We start from the raw sequence: 21,154 nt of genomic DNA, 5'->3' as shown, positions 1-21,154 counted from the left end.
CCTGCAATATGTGCTCACCCGCCCAGCAAACTTCATCGACTTCGGCGCGGTCAGGGGTTCAGGAGCCGGTGGAACTGCTTGTCGAACTCCCGCGGGTCCTCGCTCAGGGACGCCTTGACCATCTCGGTGAACTCGTCGACGACCACCTCGACGGCGTCGGCCTCGACACCGTCGAGGGTGATACGAGCGACAGCGGCTGGGTCCATCTTGGGCACGTCGTCGCCCTTCATCATGTCGGTGTCGGCCGCCCCGAGATGCACCGAGGCGACGAGCGTGCCCTGACCGGCCAGTTCCTGGCGCAGCGCTCGACTCATGCTCCAGACGGCCGCCTTCGAGACCGCGTAGGCGCTGCTGCCGGGGAAGACGAACCAGGACGCCGAAGAGGCCATGTTCACGATCGAGCCCCCGCCGTTCGCTGCGAGGACCGGTGCGAAGGCGCGGGCCATCGACAGAGTGCCCCAGAAGTTCACGTCCAGCGCAGCGCGGACCGCCTGCAGGTCGCCGAGCAGGGTGCCCCCTCCGACGCCGGCATTGTTGACCAGCAGGTTCACGTCGCCCGCCACGCGGGCTGCGGCCGCGACGGCGTCCGGGTCGGAGATGTCCAGGGCGAGGAGCGCGGAGCGCGAGGCCGTCGTTGTTGCCGACGCCCGGGCGCAGGCGGGTCGTGTCGGCGTCGATCCCGAGTGGGTGGCCCGCGTGGTCCTCGACCAGATCGCGGCCAGCACCCAGGTGCAAACCGATCTGCTCCGGCAGTGGGACGAACATCCGCATACCCGGCCCGCAGAGCGTCCGGACCTCGCGCAGGTCCGGCCCGAGATCACCCGGATCAGCAATGAGCTGGTCGCCGCGCTGAAGGCCGCTGAACCGGCTCGCGCACCGGAGAGCTGCTCGACCTCGTTGGCCGCGGCGGTGAGGGAGCGGGCCGGCGAGATGGATGCCATCCACAAGGCTGCATTGGACCGGGCCTTGAGGTCCGTCTGCGGTGAGGCTCCGAACTGACTCGTCGGGCCGGGAGCCGGCGGGCGCGACCGGTGGTCGGCCGACGACCGGGATTCCTGGGCCTCGGCTCGGCGTGCTTGCCCATCCGAATTCGGCGTGGCGGCAGGACCCTCGCCGACCCGGGAGCACCCCAGGTGGCGGCAGTGACCAAGGGCTGATGGTCGCTCCCAGAGATCAACTGGCGACCATCAGCCCTTGTTCGACGACCGGCGGGCGGTAACCGGGCCGACGCACCCAGCATCAGGCTCGCAGCCGCTCGCCCTCATCGGCAGGATCCGGCTTGCGCTGAGAACGGAGCGGCTTCGCCGGCCGCCGTTCTCCATCGCCGGCCGACCGTCACCCGACGGTCGCGTCCACGGTGACCGCGATGTTGCCGCGGGTGGCGTTCGAGTAGGGGCAGACCGCGTGAGCCGCCTGCACCAGCTGGTCGGCGGTGGCCTGGTCCAGCCCGCCGAACTCCACGTGCAGCGCCGCGGTCAGCACGAACCCGCCTTCGGGCGTCGCGTGCACCTGCACCTCGGCGACGACCGCGGAGTCGGTGAACGTGACCTTCTGCTGCGCGGCGACCACCTTGAGTGCGGAGTGGAAGCAGGAGGCCCAGCCGGCGGCGAAGAGCTGTTCGGGGTTGGTGGCTCCGCCGGGGCCGCCCATGGACTTCGGGATCGCCAGCGTGATGTCGAGGAGTCCGTCGTCGGTGAAGGCGCGGCCTCCCGCCCTGCCGTCGCCGGTGGAGGTGGCCACGGCCGTGTACAGCGAATGACTCATGTTCTGCTCCCTGGATCTCTCGGGTGAGGTAGACGAACTAGTACGTCTGACAGTAGCACGACCGATCGCCACGGCAGGCCAACAGCTACCGCGACGAGAGGCAGCGGGCGGAGAGCGCGCACGTTGCGGCCGCGGACGGGGATGGCCGAGGGTGGCTCGGCTCGGAGTCGATCAGGAGGCGCGTGGTCCGGCTGGGGACTCACTCGGCGCCGAGTCGGACCGTGGTCAGCCGAGTGGGGCGAAGAGTGCAGGCCGCGCTGCTTCTCTCGACAGCCGGGCGGCCGGCACTGCTGAGCTCGAACGGCTCACGCTGGACGACCTGCTCGTCGCAGAGCCGTCGCCGGCTCGACCACGGGTCTGAGCTGCCCCGTCAGCGTTCCCGCAGCGTGCTGAGCACCGGGGCGCCGCCAAGGGCGCGGGACAACGCGAGTGCGGCGGTGCGGACGGCGGGAGCGACTCGTCTCGTGTCCAGCCGGTTGGACCACCCCGTGATCGATATCGCGGCGACGGCCACGCCGCTCGGGTCCATGACCGGGGCGGCGACGCAGGCGACGCCGGGGGCCGATTCCTCGTGTTCCTCGGCGAGGCCCTGCTGGCGGATGGCGGTGAGCTGCTTGCCGAGCATGCCGGGGAGCACGATCGTGCGGGGCGTTCGCCGGGTGAGCCCCGCAGTCAGGACGGCGGTCAGTCGCTCCGGCGGGCCGAAGGCGAGGAGGGCCTTGCCCACCCCCGTGCAGTGGGCGGGCATCCGCCCTCCGAGGCGAGAGGGGATGTCCGGCCCATCGGGCGCGGCGAGCTTCTGGACGTAGACGACCTCGGCCCCGTCCGGGACCGCCAGGTGCACGGTCTCCCTGGTCGCCTCGTAGAGGTCGGCCAGGAACGGGGTGGCCGTCTCCTGCAGGTCGCGTTGGCGCGGAACGACCTGACCGAGTTCGAACAGGCGAAGTCCCAGCCGGTAGCCGCGGCCGGTCCGCTCGACGAGCATCCAGGCCTCGAGCTCGGCGAGGAGCCGGTGTGCGGTGGGCTTCGCGACGCCGCTGCGGCGTGCGAGCTCAGCGAGGCCGACCTCGCGCTCGCCGGGTCGGAACTCGGACAGCAGCGCCAGTGCTCTGCCCAGCATCGAGGGCTTCACACTGTTCCGCCCAGTGGAACGCACGGCTCGATGATCCGCTCGACGTGCGCGATCGTCCAGTCATGGCCGGCACTTCTCTCAGCTCTGAGGTCCACGCAGCCGCGGACAGGCTGCTGCGCGCCGCGGACGAACGCACGCCCTGTGCGCCTGTCCGCGAGATCCTCCCCGGGTCCTCGGTATCCGTCGGGTACGCGGTGCAGTCGTTGCTCACCCGCGCCCGGCTCGACCAGGGGCGGCGCGTCGTCGGCCGGAAGATCGGCCTAACGTCGCCCGCTGTGCAGGCGCAGCTCGGGGTCGATCAGCCGGACTTCGGTGTGCTGTTCGACGACATGGCGTGTCCGCAGGACGAGCCCGTGGTGATGCGGCGCCTGCTGCAACCGCGCATCGAGGCGGAGATCGCGTTCGTCCTCGGTGCGGACCTCGCCGAGGGAGATCTCGACGAGAGGGCCGCCCGTGCCGCCGTGGCCGAGGTCGTCCCGGCGCTGGAGATCGTCGACAGCCGGGTGGCCGGGTGGGACATCACGATCGTCGACACCATCGCCGACAACGCATCGAGCGGCCTGTACGTCCTCGGGGAGCCCCGACGGCCCCTGGGCGAGCTGGACCTGCGGGGCGTCGAGATGACCCTGGTCGACGAGGAGGGTGAGACCGTCAGCTCCGGATCCGGCTCCGCCTGCCTCGGCGACCCCGTGAACGCGCTCCTCTGGCTGGCCAGGACGACACGCGAGCTCGGCGACCCGTTGCGCGCAGGCGAGGTGGTCCTCTCCGGTGCCCTCGGCCCGATGGTGCCCGTGCGGGCCGGCGCCCGCTACACCGCGACCCTGACCGGCTTGGGCACGGTGCGCGCCGCGTTCACCGACGACACCGCAGGAGGCGCGGCATGACAGCCACCCGCACGACCGACGACACCGCACGGGGGACGAAGGCGCGGGTCGCGATCATCGGCTCCGGCAACATCGGCTCCGACCTCATGATGAAGGTCATCCGGCTCTCGGAGACCCTCGAGATGGGCGCGATGGTCGGTATCGATCCCGACTCCGACGGGCTCGCCCGGGCCCGGCGCCTGGGCATCCCCACCACCGCCGAAGGCGTCGACGGGCTCGTCGCACTGCCGGACTTCGACGAGATCGACGTCGTCTTCGACGCCACCTCGGCCCGTGCGCACGTCCTGAACGCGACGAAACTCGAGCCGTACGACAAGATCCTCATCGACCTGACCCCGGCGGCGATCGGCCCGTTCGTCGTGCCCGCGGTGAACCTCGAGCAGCACGTCGGGGCCCGCAACGTCAACATGGTCACCTGCGGCGGCCAGGCCACCATCCCCATGGTCGCCGCCGTCGCGCGGGTCGCGCCGGTCCGCTACGCGGAGATCGTCGCCTCCATCGCCTCGAAGTCGGCCGGCCCCGGGACCCGGGCCAACATCGACGAGTTCACCGAGACCACGGCGAAGGCCCTCGAGGTCGTCGGCGGAGCCGACCGCGGCAAGGCGATCATCGTGCTCAACCCCGCCGAGCCGCCGATGATCATGCGGGACACCGTTCTCTGCCTCGCCGACGACGGCGACCCCGAGGCGATCACGGCCGGTGTCGCCGCCATGGTCGAACAGGTCGCCCGCTACGTCCCCGGCTACCGGCTCAAGCAGCAGGTCCAGGTCACACCGATCGCCGACGACGAGCCGCTCGGCACCCTCATCGGCGCCGGCACGCCGCGGCCGCGGTGGAAGGTCTCGGTCTTCCTCGAGGTCGAGGGCGCCGCGCACTACCTGCCCGCCTACGCCGGCAACCTCGACATCATGACCTCGGCCGCCCTGCGCACCGCCGAGCTCCTCGCCGCACGGGCCCGTACCAGCGAGCCGGCGGAGGCCCTGCGATGACCACCACGACAGCGCCGACCCTCTACATCCAGGACGTCACCCTGCGGGACGGCATGCACGCCATCCGGCACCGCTTGGACCCCGCCGACCTGCGCCGCATCGCCGCAGCCCTGGATGCCGCAGGTGTCGACGCCATCGAGGTCGCGCACGGCGACGGCCTCGCCGGCGCGAGCCTCACCTACGGCCCCGGCAGCAACACCGACTGGGAGTGGATCTCCGCTGCGGCCGAGGTCGTGCAGAACGCGGTGCTCACGACCCTGCTGCTGCCCGGCATCGGCACCCTGCACGAGCTGCAGAAAGCCTACGACCTCGGCGTGCGGTCGGTCCGGGTGGCCACCCACGCCACCGAGGCGGACATCGCCGTCCAGCACATCGGCAAGGCCCGCGAGCTGGGCATGGACGTGGCCGGCTTCCTGATGATGTCGCACATGGCCCCAGCCGCCGATCTGGCCGTGCAGGCGAAGATCATGGAGGACGCGGGCGCGCACTGCGTGTACGTCACCGACTCGGGCGGCCGGCTCACCATGGGCGACGTCCGCGACCGGGTGCGCGCCTACCGCGACGTCCTCGACCCCGGCACCCAGATCGGGATGCACGCCCACGAGAACCTCTCGCTGTCCGTGGCCAACTCGGTGATCGCGGTCGAGGAGGGCGTCACACGGGTGGACGCCTCGTTGGCGGGGCAGGGTGCCGGCGCCGGGAACTGCCCGATCGAGGCGTTCATCGCCGTCGCGAACCTGCACGGCTGGAAGCACAACTGCGACCTGTTCGCGCTGCAGGACGCCGCGGAGGACATCGTCCGCCCGCTGCAGGACCGGCCGGTGCGCGTGGACCGGGAGACCCTGACGCTCGGCTACGCCGGTGTGTACTCCAGCTTCCTGCGCCACGCCGAGCGAGCTGCTGCGGAGCACGGCCTGGACACCCGCGACATCCTCGTCGAGGTCGGCCACCGCCGCCTCGTCGGCGGACAGGAGGACATGATCGTCGACATCGCCCTCGACCTCGCGCGGTAGTGCGGTCCGGCCTCACACTGTCCGGTCGGTCGCAGCACGGTGATGCGAAGCGGTCCGGCCGCGGTCGCTGCGTGGTCCACGGCCGTGTTCGAAGGGTGCCCGGAGTTCGACGACTGGTGGCAGCGCCACGAGGTCCGGCGCCCAGGACCCGGTCGCAAGACGCTGCACCACCCGGAGAAGGGCGTGATCGCCTTCGATCACGCGAGCTTCCAGACTCATGACGATCCGGACGTCAGGCTGGTGATCTACTCGCCGGTCGCCGGCCGAGCCCGGACGTCGTCACGACGATGTGTCGCTCGGCGGGGCGGTGCTCGCTCTCGCGTCGTTGATCACGGCTCGCCCGGCTCTGATGAGCGTGTCGGTGAGGGTGGCCGGGTCGGGCCCGAGGTAGCCGGTGACCATCGCGCCGTCGCGCAGGATGATCAGTTGGTCGGCCACCGTCTCGCGGTCGTGGATGGCCATCTCCCCGAGCAGGTCCTTCAGGAACGTCGCGAACCAGGCCCGGTGGGCGGCGATGGCCCTTCTCGCGGGGTGGGCGGGGTCGGCGAACTCGGCCGCGGCGTTGATGAACGGACATCCGCGGAACCCGGGGGAGCAGCTGATGTCCGCGATGCCCCGCGCGATGGCCAGGAGGGTGTCACAGGCATCGCCTGCCTGGTCGCGGAATTGTTCCAGCGCCTGGCGCTCGACTGCCGCGCGGCCCTCGAGGTAGGCCAGGACCAGGTCGTCCTTCGAGGGGAAGTGCCGGTAGAAGGTCACCTTGCTGACGCCGGCCGCGGCGATCAGCCGGTCGGCGCTGACGGCCCGGATCCCCTCGGCGTAGAAGTGCTCGTTCGCCGCTGCGAGGATCCGCTCCCGTACCGGTGACGACTGCTGCGGGCCGGCATCTCGGGTGCGGCCGGCTGTCTCTGTCATCGGTGCTCCACCTCGTCTCGGCACTGCCCTCGGCCTTCCCACGCTAGCTCCTCCGGTCATCGGAGCGAGGTGCTGTCGCGAGGGAAAGACGTACTAGTCAGTATACGTCAGGGCCTGCGCGATCATCGTCGTTCACCGGGAAGAACTGGCTGATCATCGTGCCCGACGCCTGGGTGCCGCGGTCGGGTTGGGTGAGGCCGTTCAGTGCCACAGCGGCGCGCTACTCGGCCTCGGCCTCACCCGTGCCCGGGAGAAGGGACGGTGGCCGAACGTGTCACGCGGGCCGCCTTCGGATACCTCGGCGGTGCCGACCGCTCAGGCCCGAACCGGTGCGGACCAGTCCAAGATCTGTTCCGGCAGTGGACCGGGCGGGGGCTGGCGCAGATCCATCCCGTAGACGTCGGCGATGAACTCCCGGAACCACACATCGAACGGGTCTTGCGAGGTGCCTAGTTCCATGAACATCCGGGCCGGGTCATCGACCTCCATGACCAGCAGCTCCAGCGGCCCACCTGGGCCCTCCTGCAGCCAGACCTTGCTGCTCGCGACACCTTGCCGCTGCCGCGAGGCATCGAACTCCGCGCGGCGGGGGCCGGCGATCTCGCGCATGCCACTTCGCCAGGTCTCGAGCTTCTCCGGTGGGATCGGAAAAGCCATCGCGATCGTGGGCACTCAGACCACCTCCTCGAGGAGGGGCCCACCCAACTCCCCGAACGAGCGTGAGTCACCGGCCGTTCAGGTGTGCACCTTTTCGTAGTGGACGATCGCCGCTGACCGGGTCCCACGACACGATCAGGTCCGAGATCTCCAGCACGCGGGCCACCTGCCGAGCCGGCCCTGGCATGGCCAAGGCCTACTCGGGGCTGGGGAGGCAGTCGGGAGCAGGGGGCCTTGATGTGGTGGGTGGATGGAGGGTGGTGATGCCGGTGAGGACGAGGTCGATGCCGGTGAGGAACTGTTCGCGGTCGTCGTGCTCGCGCATCTGGTCTGCGATGGACCGGATGAACGGGTAGTCGTCGGGGTCGAGACCGTCCCATGCCCTGGATGCCGTGTTGAGGAACTCGGCGCGATCCGCTTCGGAGCCGGGGATGCTGTCGTCGCCCGTGTTCTGAGAGGTCTGGGCGGTGGCGCCGAGGATGTAGTGGACCAGCGTCGAGGTCGTCGTGAACCACTCGCCTTGCGGCACACCCAGCGTGCGGACCGGCCGGCCGATGTTCTCGAAGATCCGCAATGTCACCGGCCCCCAGGGGTTGCGGGTGAGCTGAACCGCGAGCTGGGTGGCGAGCCACGGGTGTTCGGTGACCGCGTCGAACAGGCCGAGTGCCACGGCGCGGATCTCGTCCTGGGGCGTGCCCGCGGCCTCGGCGAGCTGGGTACGCGTGGCCAGGGCGGTGGCGACGACGGCGTCGGTCGCGGCCTCCAGCAGCTCGTCCATGTTGCCGATGTGCCAGTAGATCGCGCCGGGACCGGTGGCCATGCGGCCGGTCAGCGCCCGCACCGTCAGTGCGCCCACTCCTGCCGCGTCCAGCAGCTCGACAGCCGTCTCCACGATGTGCTCCCGGGTGAGCACCTGCCTGCGTCGCTGTGATCGACGTGTCCGTGCGGCCATGCCGGACATCCTGGCAGGTTTGGAGCACCGATCCAACATGGAGTATCGTTCCAGTGTTGGAGCGATGCTCCATTCCGGAGGGGGTTCACGTGCATGACGTGCTGGTCGTGGGTGCCGGCCCGGTGGGCCTGTTCCTCGCCGGTGAGCTCGCACTGGCGGACTGCTCGGTCCTGGTGTTGGAGCGGGACCAGGAGCAGACCTCGCCGTGGAAGGCGCTCCCGCTGGGGATGCGGGGCCTGAACGCCGGATCGGTCGAGACGTTCTACCGCCGCGGGATGCTGGCAGAGCTGCTGGAAGCGTCAGGCGTCGACGGGGAGCAGATCGGCGCGGATCCCGACGCTCACGAGCCGCCGGCTCCTCGTGGCGTGAGCCACTTCGCGGGCATGCGGCTCGACCCGGCCGACATCGATGCCGCCGCCCTCCCGTTCCGGCTGCCCGGTCCGGCGATGGAGGGCATCGTGACCAGCCTCGACGCGGTCGGGACGGTGCTGGCCGAGCGGGCGGCCAGGCTCGGCGTGCAGATCCTGCGGGGCGCTCCCGTCGAGGCCGTGACCCACGACGGCGACACCGTCGTCGCACGAGCCGGCGGGCGCGACCACCAGGCGCGCTGGCTCGTGGGATGCGACGGCGGACGCAGCACGGTGCGCGAACTGGCGGGCTTCGACTTCGTCGGCACCGAACCGCTGTTCACCGGCTACGCCGCCCGTGTCACCTTCGCGGATCCGGAGAAGCTGGACCTGGGCTTCAACCTGACGCCGACGGGCATGTACCTGCGGACGCCCTTCGAGGGACACCTCGGGATGATGGACTTCGACGGCGGCGCCTTCGACCGCTCACGGCCCCTGACGCGCGAGCACCTCCAGACGGTCCTGCGCCGGGTCTCCGGCACCGATGCGACACTCACCGCGGTCCATCTCGCCTCCAGCTTCACCGACCGCGCGATGCAGACGACGACCCACCGGAACGGCCGCATCCTGCTCGCAGGCGACGCCGCCCACATCCACTCCCCGCTCGGCGGTCAGGGCCTCAACCTCGGCATCGGCGACGCCATGAACCTCGGCTGGAAGCTCGCCGCCACCATCCACGGCACGGCACCGGACGGCCTGCTCGACACCTACACCGCCGAACGCCACCCCGTCGGCGCGGCGATCCTCGACTGGTCACGCGCCCAGGTCGCGACGATGAACCCCGGCCCCAACACCCCAGCTCTGCAGCGGCTGGTCCACGACCTGCTCGACACCCGCGACGGGACCACCCACGTGTTCCGCAGCACCTCGGGACTGTCCCACCGCTACGACCTGGGCAGCGACCAGCCGCTCGTCGGCCGGACCGCCCCGGACTTCCGGCTCGCCGACGGCACCCGTCTCGGCGACCTCCTGCGGGATGGACCCGGCGTCGCACTCGACTTCACCGCCGACCAGCGCCTGCACGACGCGGCGACGAGCTGGAAGGGCCGGATCCCTACGCGGCCGGGCCGGTGAGCGACGACCTCGGGTTCGGCGCGCTGCTGATCCGACCCGACGGCATCGTCGCCTGGACCGACGACCACGACCCCGATCGCGAGGCGTTCCGGCGCGCCGCGACCCACTGGTTCGGCGACCCGACACCCTGACGGGACGTCTCGAAGCCGACCAGCTCACGGCAAGTGGCGGACCATGGCGACGCCGAGCGGACCGCGGCCCTTCCCCGCGACGACGAAGCCGGTCCGACAGTAGAGCCGGACTGCGGGGTTGAGAACGTGGACGTTGAGGGCGAGCCGGTCGTAGCCGTGTCGCGCAGCGCGGGTGATGAGTGCGTCGAGCAGGTGACGACCGACCCCGTGGCCGCGCTCGGCGGGCGTCACCGCGATGACCAGCTCGGGGACCGGCGCGCCGTCGGGTGTCACGACCAGCAGGGGTTCCCGGAAGTGCCACCAGGCTGCACCGACCGGACGGCCATCGTGGTCGAGCGCCAGCACGCTCGTGTCCGGTGACGGGGGAAGGCCTTGCGCCAGCACGGGATCGTCGGCCGGGGGCAGCGGGCGGCCCTCGATCGACGAGGCGAGTCGGGCCATCTCGACGATGAACGCGGCGTCGGATCGGTCGCCCGTTCGGGTCCGCACGTCGATGACGGTACAACCGGCACATCTCGAATACGGCGTCGCGGCCTGCCGGTCCCCCTGCAGCCGGGGCCGGTATTAATATACCGACACGGTGCGGTATAACAATACCGTTCGCTGGCCTCGTTGTTCCCGGGAGAGACGCGCATGATCGAGCTGAAGACGCCTACGGAGATCAAGAAGATGCACATCGCGGGCCAGTTCGTGGCCCAGGTGCTGAGCGAGCTGCAGGGTCTCGCGGAGGTGGGTGTCAACCTCCTCGACCTGGAGCACCACGTCCGCCGCCGCATCGACGAGCGCGGGGCCGAGTCCTGCTACTGGGACTACGCGCCGTCCTTCGGCCGCGGCCCGTTCCGCAACGTCGTCTGCCTGTCGGTCAACGATGCGGTCCTGCACGGGCTGCCGCACGACTGCCGGCTGCGTGACGGCGACGTCCTGAGCATGGATCTCGCCGTGGGGATCGACGGCTGGGTGGCGGACTCGGCGGTCACGGTGATCGTCGGGACCGCTGCGGAGGACGACGAGCGACTGGTCCGCGCAACCCGGCTGGCCCTCGAGGCCGCCATCGAGGCGGCCCAGCCGGGGAACCGGTTGGGCGATGTCTCGGCGGCGATCGGAGCCGTCGCCGGCGCGCACGGATACCCGGTGAACCTCGAGTTCGGTGGCCATGGACTCGGCCGCACCATGCACGAGGACCCCCATGTCTCCAACGACGGCCGCCCGGGCCGTGGTCTCGTCCTCCGGCCGGGCCTCACGATCGCGCTCGAACCGTGGTTCGCCGCCACGACGGACCGGATCGTCTTCGACGAGGACGGGTGGACGATCCGCTCGGCCGACGGTTCGCGAACGGCGCACTCCGAGCACACGATCGCGATCACCGAGGACGGCCCGCTCGTACTCACCCGGCGGGACGACGAGCCCGTGACCGCTTGAACTGGAGGGGCACGGCGGCGCTGCGCGTCGACGAGCAGGTCCCCCGCCTGCCCGGTCTCGTCGCGGCCGGTCACAGCGGCTCCCCCTCGACCACCTCGTACCGGTAGCCGCCCGCCGGGTCGGTCACGACCCGGCCCGGCGCCGACTGCGGGAAGTGCGCCGGGAACAGCAGGACGTCCTGGTCGGCGATGTCGCGCAGCAGCTCCCGCCGGGCCTCGCTCGCGCCGCAGGCGTCGACGCAGAAGTCCGTGCTGCGCTCGGGGAAGGCGAGCTGCAGGGCGTGGTGCACCATGTCGCCCGCGAACACGGCGCGCCCGCCGTGCGAGGAGACCTCGACGCAGACGTTGCCCGGGGTGTGTCCCGGCGCGGGCCGGAGCCGCACCTCCTCGCAGATCCTCAGGTCCGGCTCGACGAGGTCCAGCACGCCCGCGTCGCGCAGCGGGAGCACGCTGTCGGTGAGGTAATCGCCGAGCCGGGCGCGGTCCCCGGCCGCCGCCGCACCCGTCCAGTGGGCGAGCTCGGCCGCGGTCGTGAGGTACCGGGCGTTCGGGAAGGCCGGTACCCAGGCGGCGCCGTCGAACCGCGTGGCGAAACCGACGTGGTCGACGTGCAGGTGCGTGAAGACGACGGTGTCGATCTCCTCCGGCGTGACGCCTGCCCGGTGCAGCGCGGCGAGCCAGTCGTCGTCGCGGTCGTCGAAAAGGGGGTTCGGCCGCCGCTTGCCGTTCCCGATCCCGGCGTCGACGAGCAGCGTCCGCCCCGGCGTGCGCACCAGGAAGGCGCCCATGTCGATGACGAGCATCCCGTCCTCGCAGTAGGGCGGGCGCCAGAACCACGCGTCCTCGTCGATCGCCGCGAGGTCGAGGTCCGGGAAGAACCGCAGCGGATCGACGCGGTAGTGGAGCTGCACGACGGGGGTGACGGTGACCGTGCCGATGTGCACCCGTCGTTCGGTGGTGTGGTGGTCGCGGGTTCGGGCTCGGGGTGGTTTCGCTGTCATGGGGTGGTGACCTTGCGGATGCCGATGCGGTGCAGCAGTTTGGTGGCGAGCAGGTATTTGAGGTGCGCGCCGGGCCATTGGGTGATGTTGGCCCCGCCGGGGGCGTGGTAGTAGTTGCGGCAGCCCGATTCCATGGCGTTGGCCTTCTTGGCGATCTGGGTGTCGATCCAGGCGAGGTAGCGTTGCTGGATGCGCGGGTCGGTGTCGAGGTAGCCGGGCCCGGTGTGTTCGAGTCGGCGTACCGCGGCGGCGGCGACCTCGGCCTGGCGTTCCAGCTGGGCGATGATGGAGAAGCCGCCGTTGGTGTTGGGGCCGTAGAGGATGAAGAAGTTGGGGAACCCGGCCACCGTGACCCCGAGGAACGCCGAGGCGCGTTCGGCCCACGCGTCGTGGATGCTCTGCTTGTCCAGCCCGCGGACCTCCAGGCTCGCCAGGAACTTCGTCGGCTGGAACCCGGTGCTCATGACCAGCACGTCGATCTCGTGGTGGGTGCCGCGGGCGTCGAGCAGCCCGGTCTCGGTCACCGAGGTGACCGGGTGCGGCACCAGTTGCACGTGGGGCCGGTTCAGCGCCTGGTAGAAGGTCGAGGCCAGCACCGGGCGCTTGCAGCCCCACGGGTAGTCCGGGGTGACCGCCTGCCGGGTGGCCGGGTCGGCGACGGTGCGGCGGATGTAGTCCAGGCAGGCCTGGCGCTTGCGGTGCTGGGCGCGGCTGGTGGCGTCATAGGCCTTGAACCGGGCGATCGACCGGTAGAACAACCAGCCGCGGTGCAGCCGCTGCGCCCCGGGCACGTGCCGGTAGAGCCACCGCTCCCGCGGGGTGAACGCCCGTTCCTGCTTGGGCTCGACCCAACCCGGCTCGCGCTGGAACACCAGCAGCGACGCGACCCGCTCGGCGATGCCGGGCACGACCTGCGCGGCGGTGGACCCGGTGCCCACCACGGCCACCCGCTCGCCGGTCAGGTCCACGTCCTGGCGCCACCGCGAGGTGTGGAACGCGATCCCGCCGAAGGTGTCCAGCCCCGGCCAGTCCGGGTGGTTGGGCACGTTGAGCAACCCGAGCGCGGAGATCACCACGTCGAACACGTGGCTCTCCCCGTCGGCGGTGGTGAGCACCCAGTGGTGTTCGGCCTCGTCCCAGACGACCTCGGTGACCGGGGTGGACAGGCGCAGGTGCGGGCGCAGCCCGAAGGTGTCGATGACCTCGTTGGCGTAGCGGAGCAGTTCCGGTTGCCGGGCGTGGGTGTGGGACCAGTCGTAGCGCAGGAAGGAGAAGCTGTAGGCGTGGGACGGGATGTCGACCTCGCAGCCGGGGTAGCGGTTGTCGTACCAGGTGCCGCCCACCTGCGGGGACTGTTCGAAGATGACGAACGAGGCCGAGGTGCGCTGCCGCAGCTTGACCGCGGCGGCGATCCCGCCGAACCCGGCCCCGATGATGCCCACCCGCACCGTGCGGCGGGGGATCCGGCGCCGCACCCTCACGACCCAGCCCCGTCCCCAGCCTCGGCCATGGTCGAGGGGGTCGGCGGTGCGAGCGCGCCGGCCTCGGCGAGTACCGGTTCGGCCTGCCGGAACGCCGCCAGCACCGCGGGGGCACCGCAGTAGGGCGCGGTGTGCAGCAGCAGCTCCTGGATGTCGGTGACCGTGCAGCCGTTGGCCAGCGCCCCGCGCAGGTGCGTCGCGAACTCCACCGGCCGGTTCAACGCGGTCAACATCGCCAACGTCACCAGGCTGCGGGTGCGCCGGTCCAACCCCTCGCGGGTCCACACGTCCGCCCACACCGCCCCGGCGATCCAGTCCTGCACCGGCCGCTGGAACTCGTTGGCCTCCAGGTAGTTGCGCTCCACCAACTCCGGGCCGAACACCGCCCGGCGCACCTCCAGCCCCTCGGCGATGCCCTCGTCGTCCCGCGGCCGCATCAGTCGCGCCCCCTGGCCGTCCGCGCCTGCGCATCGTCGAGATCGGGGTCGAGCAGGATCTCCTGCGACCGGGTCATCGTGCTGTCCTCTCGGTGTTCGCGGCGCGCCGCGCGGGGGAGTGGGTCGGGTCGAACCGGAAGTCCTACTGCGCGCGCACCTCCTCGACGACGCTCGAGTCGATCAGCACGGCCAGCTCCCCCCGGCTGCGCGGCGCGCGGCCGTCCTTCTCCGCGAGCCACCGCTCCTCCGCGACGAGCACGTCGAGCAGGTCCGCAGGCAGCGCGCACGGGAAGCGGTGGTGGTGCCAGGATTCGGCGATGAGCGCCCGGTCCTGGCCGGTCCGCTCCGCCAGCAGCGCCTGCATCTGTCCGGGGTCGTCCTCCGCGGCGCGGCACCCGTCGGTGACCTCGCGCAGGAAGTCGACGATCCGGCCCCGCATCACCGGGTCGGCGAGGTCGCCCGCCTTCGCGTTGAGGCTGTAGATCTCGCGGTAGCTGCCCTCCGGCCGGAAGGTCACGACGTCCGCGCCCAGTGCCTTGACGGCCCGCTCGGAGTCGGGCTCCCAGATCGAGATCGCGTCCACCTCGCCGTTGATCAGGGCGTCGGCGCTGGCCGGCGCGGTGAGCGAGGTGATCGCGACGTCGGCCTCGCTCAGCCCCGCGGACGTCAGCACGTGGTTGAGGAAGACGGCGGCCGAGGTGTTCGCGAAGGTCGCGACGCGCTTGCCCTTCAGGTCGGCGATCGAGCTGATCCCGGCCGACGGCCGCGCGACCATCCGGTACAGCCCCTCGGTGACCGTCATGACGATCCGGGCGTCGGGGTGGGTGAGCGACATGCGCAGGGTCTGGGTGCCTGCGTTGCCTGCCAGATCCGCGATGCCGGGGCTGACGGGCGGCGCGTCGCCGGCCGGGCGCCCGCTGACCCCGCTGGACAGCTGGGGGTCGGCGGCGTCCCACAGGTTCGGCACCCCGCCGCTCGCGGTGACCACGGTCCCCTCCGGGACCTTCGTCGACGCGAGCAACACGGGGCCGAACTCCAGCACCGAGCTGTGCCCGACCACGGTGAGCGGCTCCGGGGGAGGTGTCGGTGCCGCAAGTGGGGTGGGCGGGGTGGCGGCGCAGGCGGCGAGCGCGAGCACTGCGACGGGGGTGAGCAGCAACGCCTTGCGCATGACCGGTCTCCTCGTTGATCGGGTACTCACGCGGCTCGTTCCACGACGAAGGCCTGGGAGGGCACGTCCCACGCGGCACGGACGTCGTCGCCGACCCGCACCCGGACGGCATCCGTCGACGGCAGGACGGCGGCGCCGGTGGTGCCGTCGGGTAGGGCCAGGTCGATCCGGGACGACGGGCCGAGGCGGGACACGTCGGTGACGACGGCCCCGACCGAGTTCCAGCCGGCCGGCACCTCGTCGGGGCCGAACACCCGCACGCGTTCCGGGCGGACGACGAGAACCGCCTCGTCCGGGCGGGCGCCGGTCGTCGTGCGCCACTTCTCGCCGTTCCAGGCGTAGGTCTGCGCGTCGACCGAGCGGCCGGCGAACGTGTTGGCCTCGCCCAGGAAGTTCGCCACGAAGAGCGTCCCCGGGTCGTCGTACAGCTCGGCGGGCCTGCCGACCCGGTCGATCCGGCCCTCGTTGAAGACCGCGATCCGGTCGGACAGGAACATGGCCTCGTCCTGGTCGTGCGTGACGAACACGAAGGTCAGGCCGACGTCCTGGTGCAGCTTCTTCAGCTCCGCCTGCAGCGACTGGCGGAGCTTGCGGTCGAGCGCTCCCAGCGGTTCGTCGAGCAGCAGGACCGACGGCGAGAACACCAGCGCCCGGGCCAGCGCCACGCGCTGCTGCTGGCCACCGGACAGCTGGGCCGGGCGCCGGTGCTCCATCCCGGCCATCCCGAACCGCCCGAGGATGTCGAGCACGAGCCGGCGGATCCCGGCCTTGTCCAGCTTCCGCTGCCGCAGCGGGTAGGCGACGTTGTCGAAGACCGTCATGTGCGGGAACAGGGCGTAGTTCTGGAACACCATCCCGAAGCCGCGCTTGTGCGGCTGCAGCTCGGTCAGGTCCACGCCGTTCAAGTGGATCGACCCGGCGCTGGGCTGCACGAACCCGGCGATCATGTTCAACGTCGTCGTCTTGCCCGAGCCGCTGGGCCCGAGCAGGGTGAGGAACTCGCCGGAGTCGACGGTGAGGTCGATCCCGTCGACGGCGGCGGCGCCGTCGGCCCCGTACCGCTTCACCAGGTCCCGGATCTCGAGACGTCCCGCTCGTGCGTTCATGCGCCGCTTCCACTTCTCTGTTCCGACCGGCGCGTCCAGCCGATCTGCACCACGAGGACCACCGCGCTCACCACGACCACCAGGACCGTCGACGCGGCCGAGATCGTCGGGTCGGCCGCCTCGACGACGGCGTTGAACATCTGCACGGGCAGCGTCACGTTGCCGGGGCCCTGCAGGAGCAGCGCGATCACCAGCTCGTCGAACGAGGCGACGAACGCGAACACCGCCCCGGCGACGATGCCCGGCAGGATCAGGGGGAAGGTCACCGTCCGGAACGCCGTGGCCGGCGAGGCCCCGAGGCTCAGCGCAGCCGTGGTGAGCGACCGGTCGTAACCCTGCAGCCGGGCCAGCACCGCGATCAGCACGAACGGGATCGCGAGCGCCGTCTGCCCGAGCACGAGCCCCAGCAGGGTGCCGCTGAGCCCCAGCCGCAGGAACGTCCCGTAGAGCGCCAGCGCGACCAGGATGTTGGGGATCACGAGCGGTGCGGACAGGGCCGCGGCGCCTGCGATGCGCAGGCGCTCGCCGAGCCGCATCAGCCCGAACGCGGCGCAGGTTCCGATGACGACCGCGAGCGGCGTGGAGAATGCCGCCACCTGCAGGGACACGAGCACGGCCTCGCGCCACTCCGGCGCCTCGACGAGGTTGCGGTACCACTGCAGGGACCAGCTCGGGGGCGGGAACTGGAACGTCGAGCCGCCCGAGAGGCTCATCGGGACGAGGAACAGCGTGGGGACCGTGAGGAAGCCGGCCACGGCCCACACCGCGATCGACAGGTACGGGGCTCGTCTCATCGGGCGGACTCCGTGCGCGCGGGCTCCTCGCGTGCGGGAGAGGCGTGCCGGGAGACCAGCCGGCTGAGCAGCAGCATCGCGATCGTGACGAGCAGCAGGAAGATGCCGATCGCGTTCGCCCCGGCGAAGTCGAGGACCTGCTCGACCCGGGCCATGATCAGCTGGGCGATCAGCGTCTGCTGCGGCGAGCCGAGCAGGGCCGGGGTGATGTAGAAGCCGAGGGCGAGGATGAACGTGAGCGCCCCGGCGGCGACCAGTCCCGGCGCCGACAGCGGGAGGTAGACCTGCCGGAACGCGCGCGCCCGGCCGGCGCCCAGGCCCTGGGCGGCGTCGAGCAGCCGCCGGTCGATCTGGTCGAGCCGGGCGTAGAGCGGGAGCACCGCGAACGGCAGCAGCACCTGCGACATCGCGATGAGCACCGCGGGTGTCGTGCCGAGGAGCGGGTGGTCGATGCCCAGCGTGGCCTGCAGGAACCGGTCCACGAGGCCGCCGCGCTGGAAGAGGATCATCCAGCCGAAGTTCTTCGCCAGCGCGCTGGTCCAGAACGGGATGAGCACGATCGTGAACAGCACCGCCCGGGTGCGCGGCTTGCACACTGTCATGGCGTAGGCGAACGGGAACGCCATGAGCAGGTCGAGCACGGCGACGGCGAGGGCCACCCACAGGGTGCGGATCAGGACCCGCAGCGTGTAGCCGTCGGTGAACAGCTCCAGGTAGTTGCCGAGTCCGATCGTCGGCTCGGTGACGCTGACGACGACGATGCGCGTCAGCGGGTAGACGAAGAGCAGGAGCGACGCGACGACCGCCGGGAGCAGCAGGAGCAGGGTCGCGGTCCGGGAGCGCGTCTCCCGCTCGGCCGCGCGGGGCCGGGCCGGTCGGCCGACCTCGAGGACGGCTGTCGTGGTCATCGTCGGATCCCCTTCCGGGGTGCTGTCGGGTTCTCCGGGGACGGTGAGCCGGCCGGGCGAGCAGGGCTCGCCGGCGTCGTCGGGGTCGGAGGGGTGGAGCGGGTCAGTCCACGGCGATGCGGGAGACGGCGGCCACGAGCTGCTCGGTGACCGCGTCGTCCTCGTCCTCGGGCATGAAGACGGCCAGGCCGATGACGGCGAGCGTCGCGACGATGGCCCCGTCGGCGGTGAGGATCGGGGCGGCGATGGTCTTGAAGCCGCCGCCCGCGTAGACCTGGCGCGCGGTGAGCAGCTCACCGACCGGCCGGAGCTGCTCGTCGTCGACGGCGCGGAGCCGGCCGGCGGAGCCCGCACCGCCCCTGGCCCGCTTGTGGTACGCGGCGAAGACGCGGGACTGCGCGGCGTCGGCCGGCAGTGAGCGCCCGACCTCCACCGAGATCGTGGTGATCCGGCTGGTGTCGGGCACCACCCGCGCGATGACGGGCGCGCGGCCACCCCACACGCTCAGGACGACGGTGTTGCGGACCTCCCGGGACAGCTCCTGCATGACCGGCCCGGCGGCCTCCAGCACACCGAGCCGCGACAGGGCCAGCGTGCCGATCCGGCAGAGGACCGGGCCGAGCTCGTAGGTCGTGGCGTCGCGCCGCTGCAGGAGGCCGCGCTTCTCCAGGGACACGAGGTACCGGTGCGCCGTGGAGCGCCCGACGCCGAGGGCCTTGGCGGTGGTCTGGGTGTCGAGCGAGGGGGAGTCGGGGTCCACGCACTCGAGCAGGGTGGCGATCCGGGCGATGACCTGGATGTCGCCGCCGGAACCCTCGCCGTCGGCCTGAGCCGGATCCGACTTCCCCACACCGACCTCCCAACGTCGCGCATTCCGGGATGCAGATCGCGCGATGCGCGACGCAGCAGGACGTTAGCTGAGCACATCATCGGCGTCAATGCTCCTCAGGCATGGTTTGTCTGACAGTCCGACCACATGGGTACGGTGGGCGCGCAGCACCCGACGCGGGACGGACAGGAGGACCGGATGAGGAACGAGCGGGAACGGGTCGCGCTGGTGACCGGCGGCAGGCGGGGTGGGCGGTGCGCTGGTCGAGGTGCTCACCGCGCGCGGGTACGCGGTGGTCGCCACCGACATCTCGCCCGACGTCGGCAGGCCGGCCGACGGCACGGTCGTACCGCTGGTCGCCGACGTCGCCGACAGCGCATCCGCCGAGCGGGCGGTGGCAACGGCGGAGCGCGAGTTCGGGCGGCTCGACCTGCTCGTCAACAACGCCGCGCGGTTCCTGCGCAAGCCGATCGGGCAGGCCACCGACGAGGACTTCGACCGGCTGTTCGCCACGAACGTCCGCGGCGCGTTCGTCCACTCCCGCGCCGCGGTGGAGCCCTTGGCGCGCACCCGGGGTGCGATCGTGAACGTCACGTCGATCTCCGGCCTCGTCGGGATGCCGAACCAGTCGGTCTACGCGATGACGAAGGGTGCGCTGGTCCAGCTGACCCGCCAGCTCGCCGTCGAGCTGGCGCCGAGGGGGATCCGGGTGAACGCCGTCGCCCCCGGCGCGATCGAGACCGACTTCATCGCCGAGGCGCGGGCCGCCGACCCGGAACCCGAGGCCACCGCGGCCGCCGTCCTGAGCCGGCACCCGCTCGGCCGGATCTCCACGCCGCTGGACGTGGCCGCGGCGATCGCATTCCTCGCCTCGCCGGAGGCCGGCGGGATCACCGGCACGATCCTCAGCGTCGACGGCGGGTACGTGGCCCAGTAGTGCGGGTCCCGTCAGCGAGGGCTCTGTCGGTGAGGGCTCTGTCGGTGAGGCGGCTCAGCCGACCTGCCAGGCCGTCCACTTCTCGGCCACCGCGTTGTAGTTCCGGGCCCAGTACTCGGGGTCCTGCAGGACCACATCGCCGCGATCGCCGCCGAGGAAGGGGTTGAACAGCTTCCCCGACTCGGTGTACTCCACGCTGCTCGGATCGACGTCGCTGCGCACCGGCGTCAGCCCGCTCAGCGCGGAGTAGGTCCGCAGCTGCTCCGGCTGCAGTGCGAACTCGAGCGACTCCTTCGCCGCCGCCGCGTTCGGTGCCCCCTTCGGCACGACGAACGCGTCGAAGTCCCAGCTGGTGAAGTCCCACACCGGCACGAGGTCGCTGCCGCTGTCGCGGATGATCCCCAGCCGGCCGCTCAGGGTGATCGTCATCGTCGCCTGCTTGTTCACGAGGTTCTGCTGCAGGGCGGTGAACGACGGCGCGAAGATGATGTCGGACTTGATCGTGCCGAGCTTCGCCAGCGCCCGGTCGACGTCGAGCGGGTAGAGCGCCTCGGGCGGCACGCCGTCGGCGACCAGCGCGGCTTCGATGATCCCCTTGGGGGAGCCGGCGAACACCACGCGCTTGCCCGGGAACCGGGCCGTGTCGAAGAAGTCGCCGATCGTCGTGGGCGCGTCGCCCTGGTAGGCCGCGGCGTCGTAGGCGAAGCCCGCCGCGTACTTCGTGGCCGGGACCGAGCACTCCGTCGTCGTGCCCTCGGGCACCAGGTCAGCGGGGAACCGGCTCAGGTCCACCGGCTCGAACAGCGTGCCGCAGTACTGTTTGACCAGGTAGGACCCGGTGTGAACGACGTCCCAGACGGTCTGGCCCTGCTCGACCATCGTGAGCAGCTGGCTGATGTAGTTCAGCGACGTCACGTTCTCGAACCGCGCGCCGGTCCGGGCGGTGAACGGTTCCTGGAACGCCTGCTTCTCGTACTCGGTGTTGTCGCCGCCGGTGCTCTGCCAGGTGATCGTCGTGTCCGGGCCTGCGGGCGCGGCCGGGTCCGCGGCGGGGGCCGATCCGCACGCCGCGGTCGCCAGGACGGTGCCCGCGACAGCCGCTGCCATCAGGTGCGTGGTCCTCATGCACCTCTCCTCTTCGTCGAGTCATGGGT

Annotated in this window: 24 protein-coding genes and 1 pseudogene; 9 read left to right on the top strand and 16 right to left on the bottom strand. The window is 71.3% G+C overall.

Features of this window, described 5'->3' with window-relative positions; translation table 11 throughout:
- Positions 1–50 precede the first annotated feature (50 nt).
- Positions 51–599: an SDR family NAD(P)-dependent oxidoreductase gene (locus tag FHX44_RS39835; RefSeq protein ID WP_246171053.1), complete on the bottom strand. Its 549-nt coding sequence runs from the start codon at positions 597–599 to the stop codon at positions 51–53.
- On the opposite strand from FHX44_RS39835, the gene FHX44_RS42960 reads away from it, so the two are divergent.
- Positions 598–999 carry a chorismate mutase family protein gene (locus FHX44_RS42960; protein ID WP_246171071.1) on the top strand — a complete coding sequence of 134 codons (402 nt, stop codon included), beginning with the start codon at positions 598–600 and terminating at the stop codon, positions 997–999. The genes FHX44_RS39835 and FHX44_RS42960 overlap by 2 nt on opposite strands.
- A gap of 336 nt (positions 1,000–1,335) precedes the next feature.
- Here FHX44_RS42960 and FHX44_RS39830 read toward each other — a convergent pair whose 3' ends face one another.
- Both FHX44_RS39830 and FHX44_RS39825 read right to left on the bottom strand, forming a co-directional pair.
- A complete protein-coding gene (locus FHX44_RS39830) occupies positions 1,336–1,764 on the bottom strand; it encodes an organic hydroperoxide resistance protein (RefSeq protein ID WP_147260492.1) in 429 nt (142 codons plus the stop codon).
- A 370-nt stretch (positions 1,765–2,134) separates the two neighbouring features.
- Positions 2,135–2,884: an IclR family transcriptional regulator gene (locus tag FHX44_RS39825; protein WP_147260491.1), complete on the bottom strand. Its 750-nt coding sequence runs from the start codon at positions 2,882–2,884 to the stop codon at positions 2,135–2,137.
- Between the two features lie 74 nt (positions 2,885–2,958).
- Here FHX44_RS39825 and FHX44_RS39820 point away from each other — a divergent pair, with 74 nt between their 5' ends.
- The 4 genes and pseudogenes from FHX44_RS39820 to FHX44_RS44370 form a co-directional block, all read left to right on the top strand.
- Complete coding sequence (locus FHX44_RS39820; RefSeq protein WP_147260490.1) at positions 2,959–3,780, top strand: 2-keto-4-pentenoate hydratase; 822 nt, start codon at positions 2,959–2,961, stop codon at positions 3,778–3,780.
- Positions 3,777–4,769, top strand: a complete 993-nt coding sequence (locus tag FHX44_RS39815) for an acetaldehyde dehydrogenase (acetylating) (protein ID WP_147260489.1) — start codon at positions 3,777–3,779, stop codon at positions 4,767–4,769. The genes FHX44_RS39820 and FHX44_RS39815 overlap by 4 nt, the downstream gene beginning before the upstream one ends.
- Complete coding sequence (gene dmpG, locus FHX44_RS39810) at positions 4,766–5,782, top strand: 4-hydroxy-2-oxovalerate aldolase (protein WP_147260488.1); 1,017 nt, start codon at positions 4,766–4,768, stop codon at positions 5,780–5,782. Before FHX44_RS39815 ends, dmpG begins: the two co-directional genes overlap by 4 nt.
- Positions 5,783–5,824: 42 nt before the next feature.
- Positions 5,825–6,049 (top strand): annotated as a pseudogene (locus FHX44_RS44370) (MmyB family transcriptional regulator); the annotation flags it as partial.
- A gap of 12 nt (positions 6,050–6,061) precedes the next feature.
- Here FHX44_RS44370 and FHX44_RS39805 read toward each other — a convergent pair.
- The 3 genes from FHX44_RS39805 to FHX44_RS39795 all read right to left on the bottom strand — a co-directional run bounded on the left by FHX44_RS39805 (position 6,062) and on the right by FHX44_RS39795 (position 8,306).
- Positions 6,062–6,697, bottom strand: coding sequence for a TetR/AcrR family transcriptional regulator (locus FHX44_RS39805; RefSeq protein WP_147260487.1), 636 nt, complete (start codon positions 6,695–6,697; stop codon positions 6,062–6,064).
- A gap of 315 nt (positions 6,698–7,012) precedes the next feature.
- The gene (locus tag FHX44_RS39800; protein ID WP_147260486.1) at positions 7,013–7,369 is read right to left on the bottom strand and encodes a hypothetical protein; all 357 of its coding nucleotides are present in this window, start codon (positions 7,367–7,369) and stop codon (positions 7,013–7,015) included.
- 181 nt (positions 7,370–7,550) lie between these two features.
- A complete protein-coding gene (locus tag FHX44_RS39795; RefSeq protein ID WP_147260485.1) occupies positions 7,551–8,306 on the bottom strand; it encodes a TetR/AcrR family transcriptional regulator in 756 nt (251 codons plus the stop codon).
- An 89-nt stretch (positions 8,307–8,395) separates the two neighbouring features.
- Between FHX44_RS39795 and FHX44_RS39790 the strand changes: the two genes are divergently transcribed.
- Both FHX44_RS39790 and FHX44_RS43980 read left to right on the top strand, forming a co-directional pair.
- Positions 8,396–9,787: an FAD-dependent oxidoreductase gene (locus FHX44_RS39790; protein WP_246170846.1), complete on the top strand. Its 1,392-nt coding sequence runs from the start codon at positions 8,396–8,398 to the stop codon at positions 9,785–9,787.
- On the top strand, positions 9,784–9,918 hold the full coding sequence (locus FHX44_RS43980) for an aromatic-ring hydroxylase C-terminal domain-containing protein (RefSeq protein ID WP_281287942.1): 135 nt from the start codon (positions 9,784–9,786) through the stop codon (positions 9,916–9,918). Before FHX44_RS39790 ends, FHX44_RS43980 begins: the two co-directional genes overlap by 4 nt.
- Positions 9,919–9,942: 24 nt before the next feature.
- Here the strand turns inward: FHX44_RS43980 and FHX44_RS39785 are convergent, their stop codons facing one another.
- On the bottom strand, positions 9,943–10,407 hold the full coding sequence (locus FHX44_RS39785; RefSeq protein ID WP_147260484.1) for a GNAT family N-acetyltransferase: 465 nt from the start codon (positions 10,405–10,407) through the stop codon (positions 9,943–9,945).
- A 144-nt stretch (positions 10,408–10,551) separates the two neighbouring features.
- Here FHX44_RS39785 and map point away from each other — a divergent pair, with 144 nt between their 5' ends.
- A complete protein-coding gene (gene map, locus FHX44_RS39780) occupies positions 10,552–11,337 on the top strand; it encodes a type I methionyl aminopeptidase (RefSeq protein WP_147260483.1) in 786 nt (261 codons plus the stop codon).
- A 70-nt stretch (positions 11,338–11,407) separates the two neighbouring features.
- Here the strand turns inward: map and FHX44_RS39775 are convergent, their stop codons facing one another.
- From FHX44_RS39775 to FHX44_RS39740, 8 genes are all read right to left on the bottom strand, one after another.
- On the bottom strand, positions 11,408–12,337 hold the full coding sequence (locus tag FHX44_RS39775; protein ID WP_147260482.1) for an MBL fold metallo-hydrolase: 930 nt from the start codon (positions 12,335–12,337) through the stop codon (positions 11,408–11,410).
- Positions 12,334–13,818, bottom strand: coding sequence for a flavin-containing monooxygenase (locus FHX44_RS39770; protein WP_170309233.1), 1,485 nt, complete (start codon positions 13,816–13,818; stop codon positions 12,334–12,336). The genes FHX44_RS39775 and FHX44_RS39770 overlap by 4 nt, the downstream gene beginning before the upstream one ends.
- Positions 13,815–14,255, bottom strand: a complete 441-nt coding sequence (locus FHX44_RS39765) for a carboxymuconolactone decarboxylase family protein (protein WP_147260480.1) — start codon at positions 14,253–14,255, stop codon at positions 13,815–13,817. Before FHX44_RS39765 ends, FHX44_RS39770 begins: the two co-directional genes overlap by 4 nt.
- A gap of 142 nt (positions 14,256–14,397) precedes the next feature.
- The gene (locus tag FHX44_RS39760; protein WP_147260479.1) at positions 14,398–15,426 is read right to left on the bottom strand and encodes an ABC transporter substrate-binding protein; all 1,029 of its coding nucleotides are present in this window, start codon (positions 15,424–15,426) and stop codon (positions 14,398–14,400) included.
- A 26-nt stretch (positions 15,427–15,452) separates the two neighbouring features.
- Complete coding sequence (locus FHX44_RS39755; protein WP_147260478.1) at positions 15,453–16,532, bottom strand: ABC transporter ATP-binding protein; 1,080 nt, start codon at positions 16,530–16,532, stop codon at positions 15,453–15,455.
- Positions 16,529–17,326, bottom strand: a complete 798-nt coding sequence (locus FHX44_RS39750) for an ABC transporter permease (RefSeq protein ID WP_147260477.1) — start codon at positions 17,324–17,326, stop codon at positions 16,529–16,531. Before FHX44_RS39750 ends, FHX44_RS39755 begins: the two co-directional genes overlap by 4 nt.
- On the bottom strand, positions 17,323–18,234 hold the full coding sequence (locus FHX44_RS39745; RefSeq protein WP_147260476.1) for an ABC transporter permease: 912 nt from the start codon (positions 18,232–18,234) through the stop codon (positions 17,323–17,325). Before FHX44_RS39745 ends, FHX44_RS39750 begins: the two co-directional genes overlap by 4 nt.
- A 103-nt stretch (positions 18,235–18,337) precedes the next feature.
- Entirely contained in the window at positions 18,338–19,084 is a 747-nt protein-coding gene (locus tag FHX44_RS39740; protein WP_170309232.1) for an IclR family transcriptional regulator, read from the bottom strand.
- Between the two features lie 226 nt (positions 19,085–19,310).
- Here FHX44_RS39740 and FHX44_RS39735 point away from each other — a divergent pair, with 226 nt between their 5' ends.
- Positions 19,311–20,000, top strand: a complete 690-nt coding sequence (locus FHX44_RS39735) for an SDR family NAD(P)-dependent oxidoreductase (RefSeq protein WP_147260474.1) — start codon at positions 19,311–19,313, stop codon at positions 19,998–20,000.
- Between the two features lie 54 nt (positions 20,001–20,054).
- On the opposite strand, the gene FHX44_RS39730 is transcribed toward FHX44_RS39735, so the two are convergent.
- Positions 20,055–21,125 (bottom strand): extracellular solute-binding protein, encoded by a 1,071-nt coding sequence (locus tag FHX44_RS39730; protein WP_147260473.1) that lies wholly within the window; start codon positions 21,123–21,125, stop codon positions 20,055–20,057.
- Positions 21,126–21,154: the final 29 nt, after the last annotated feature.

The organism is Pseudonocardia hierapolitana, assembly GCF_007994075.1.
GTDB classification, from domain to species: Bacteria; Actinomycetota; Actinomycetes; order Mycobacteriales; family Pseudonocardiaceae; genus Pseudonocardia; species Pseudonocardia hierapolitana.
Note: the sequence above shows the minus strand (reverse complement) of the source record. Positions and strands in the feature narration are given on the sequence as shown.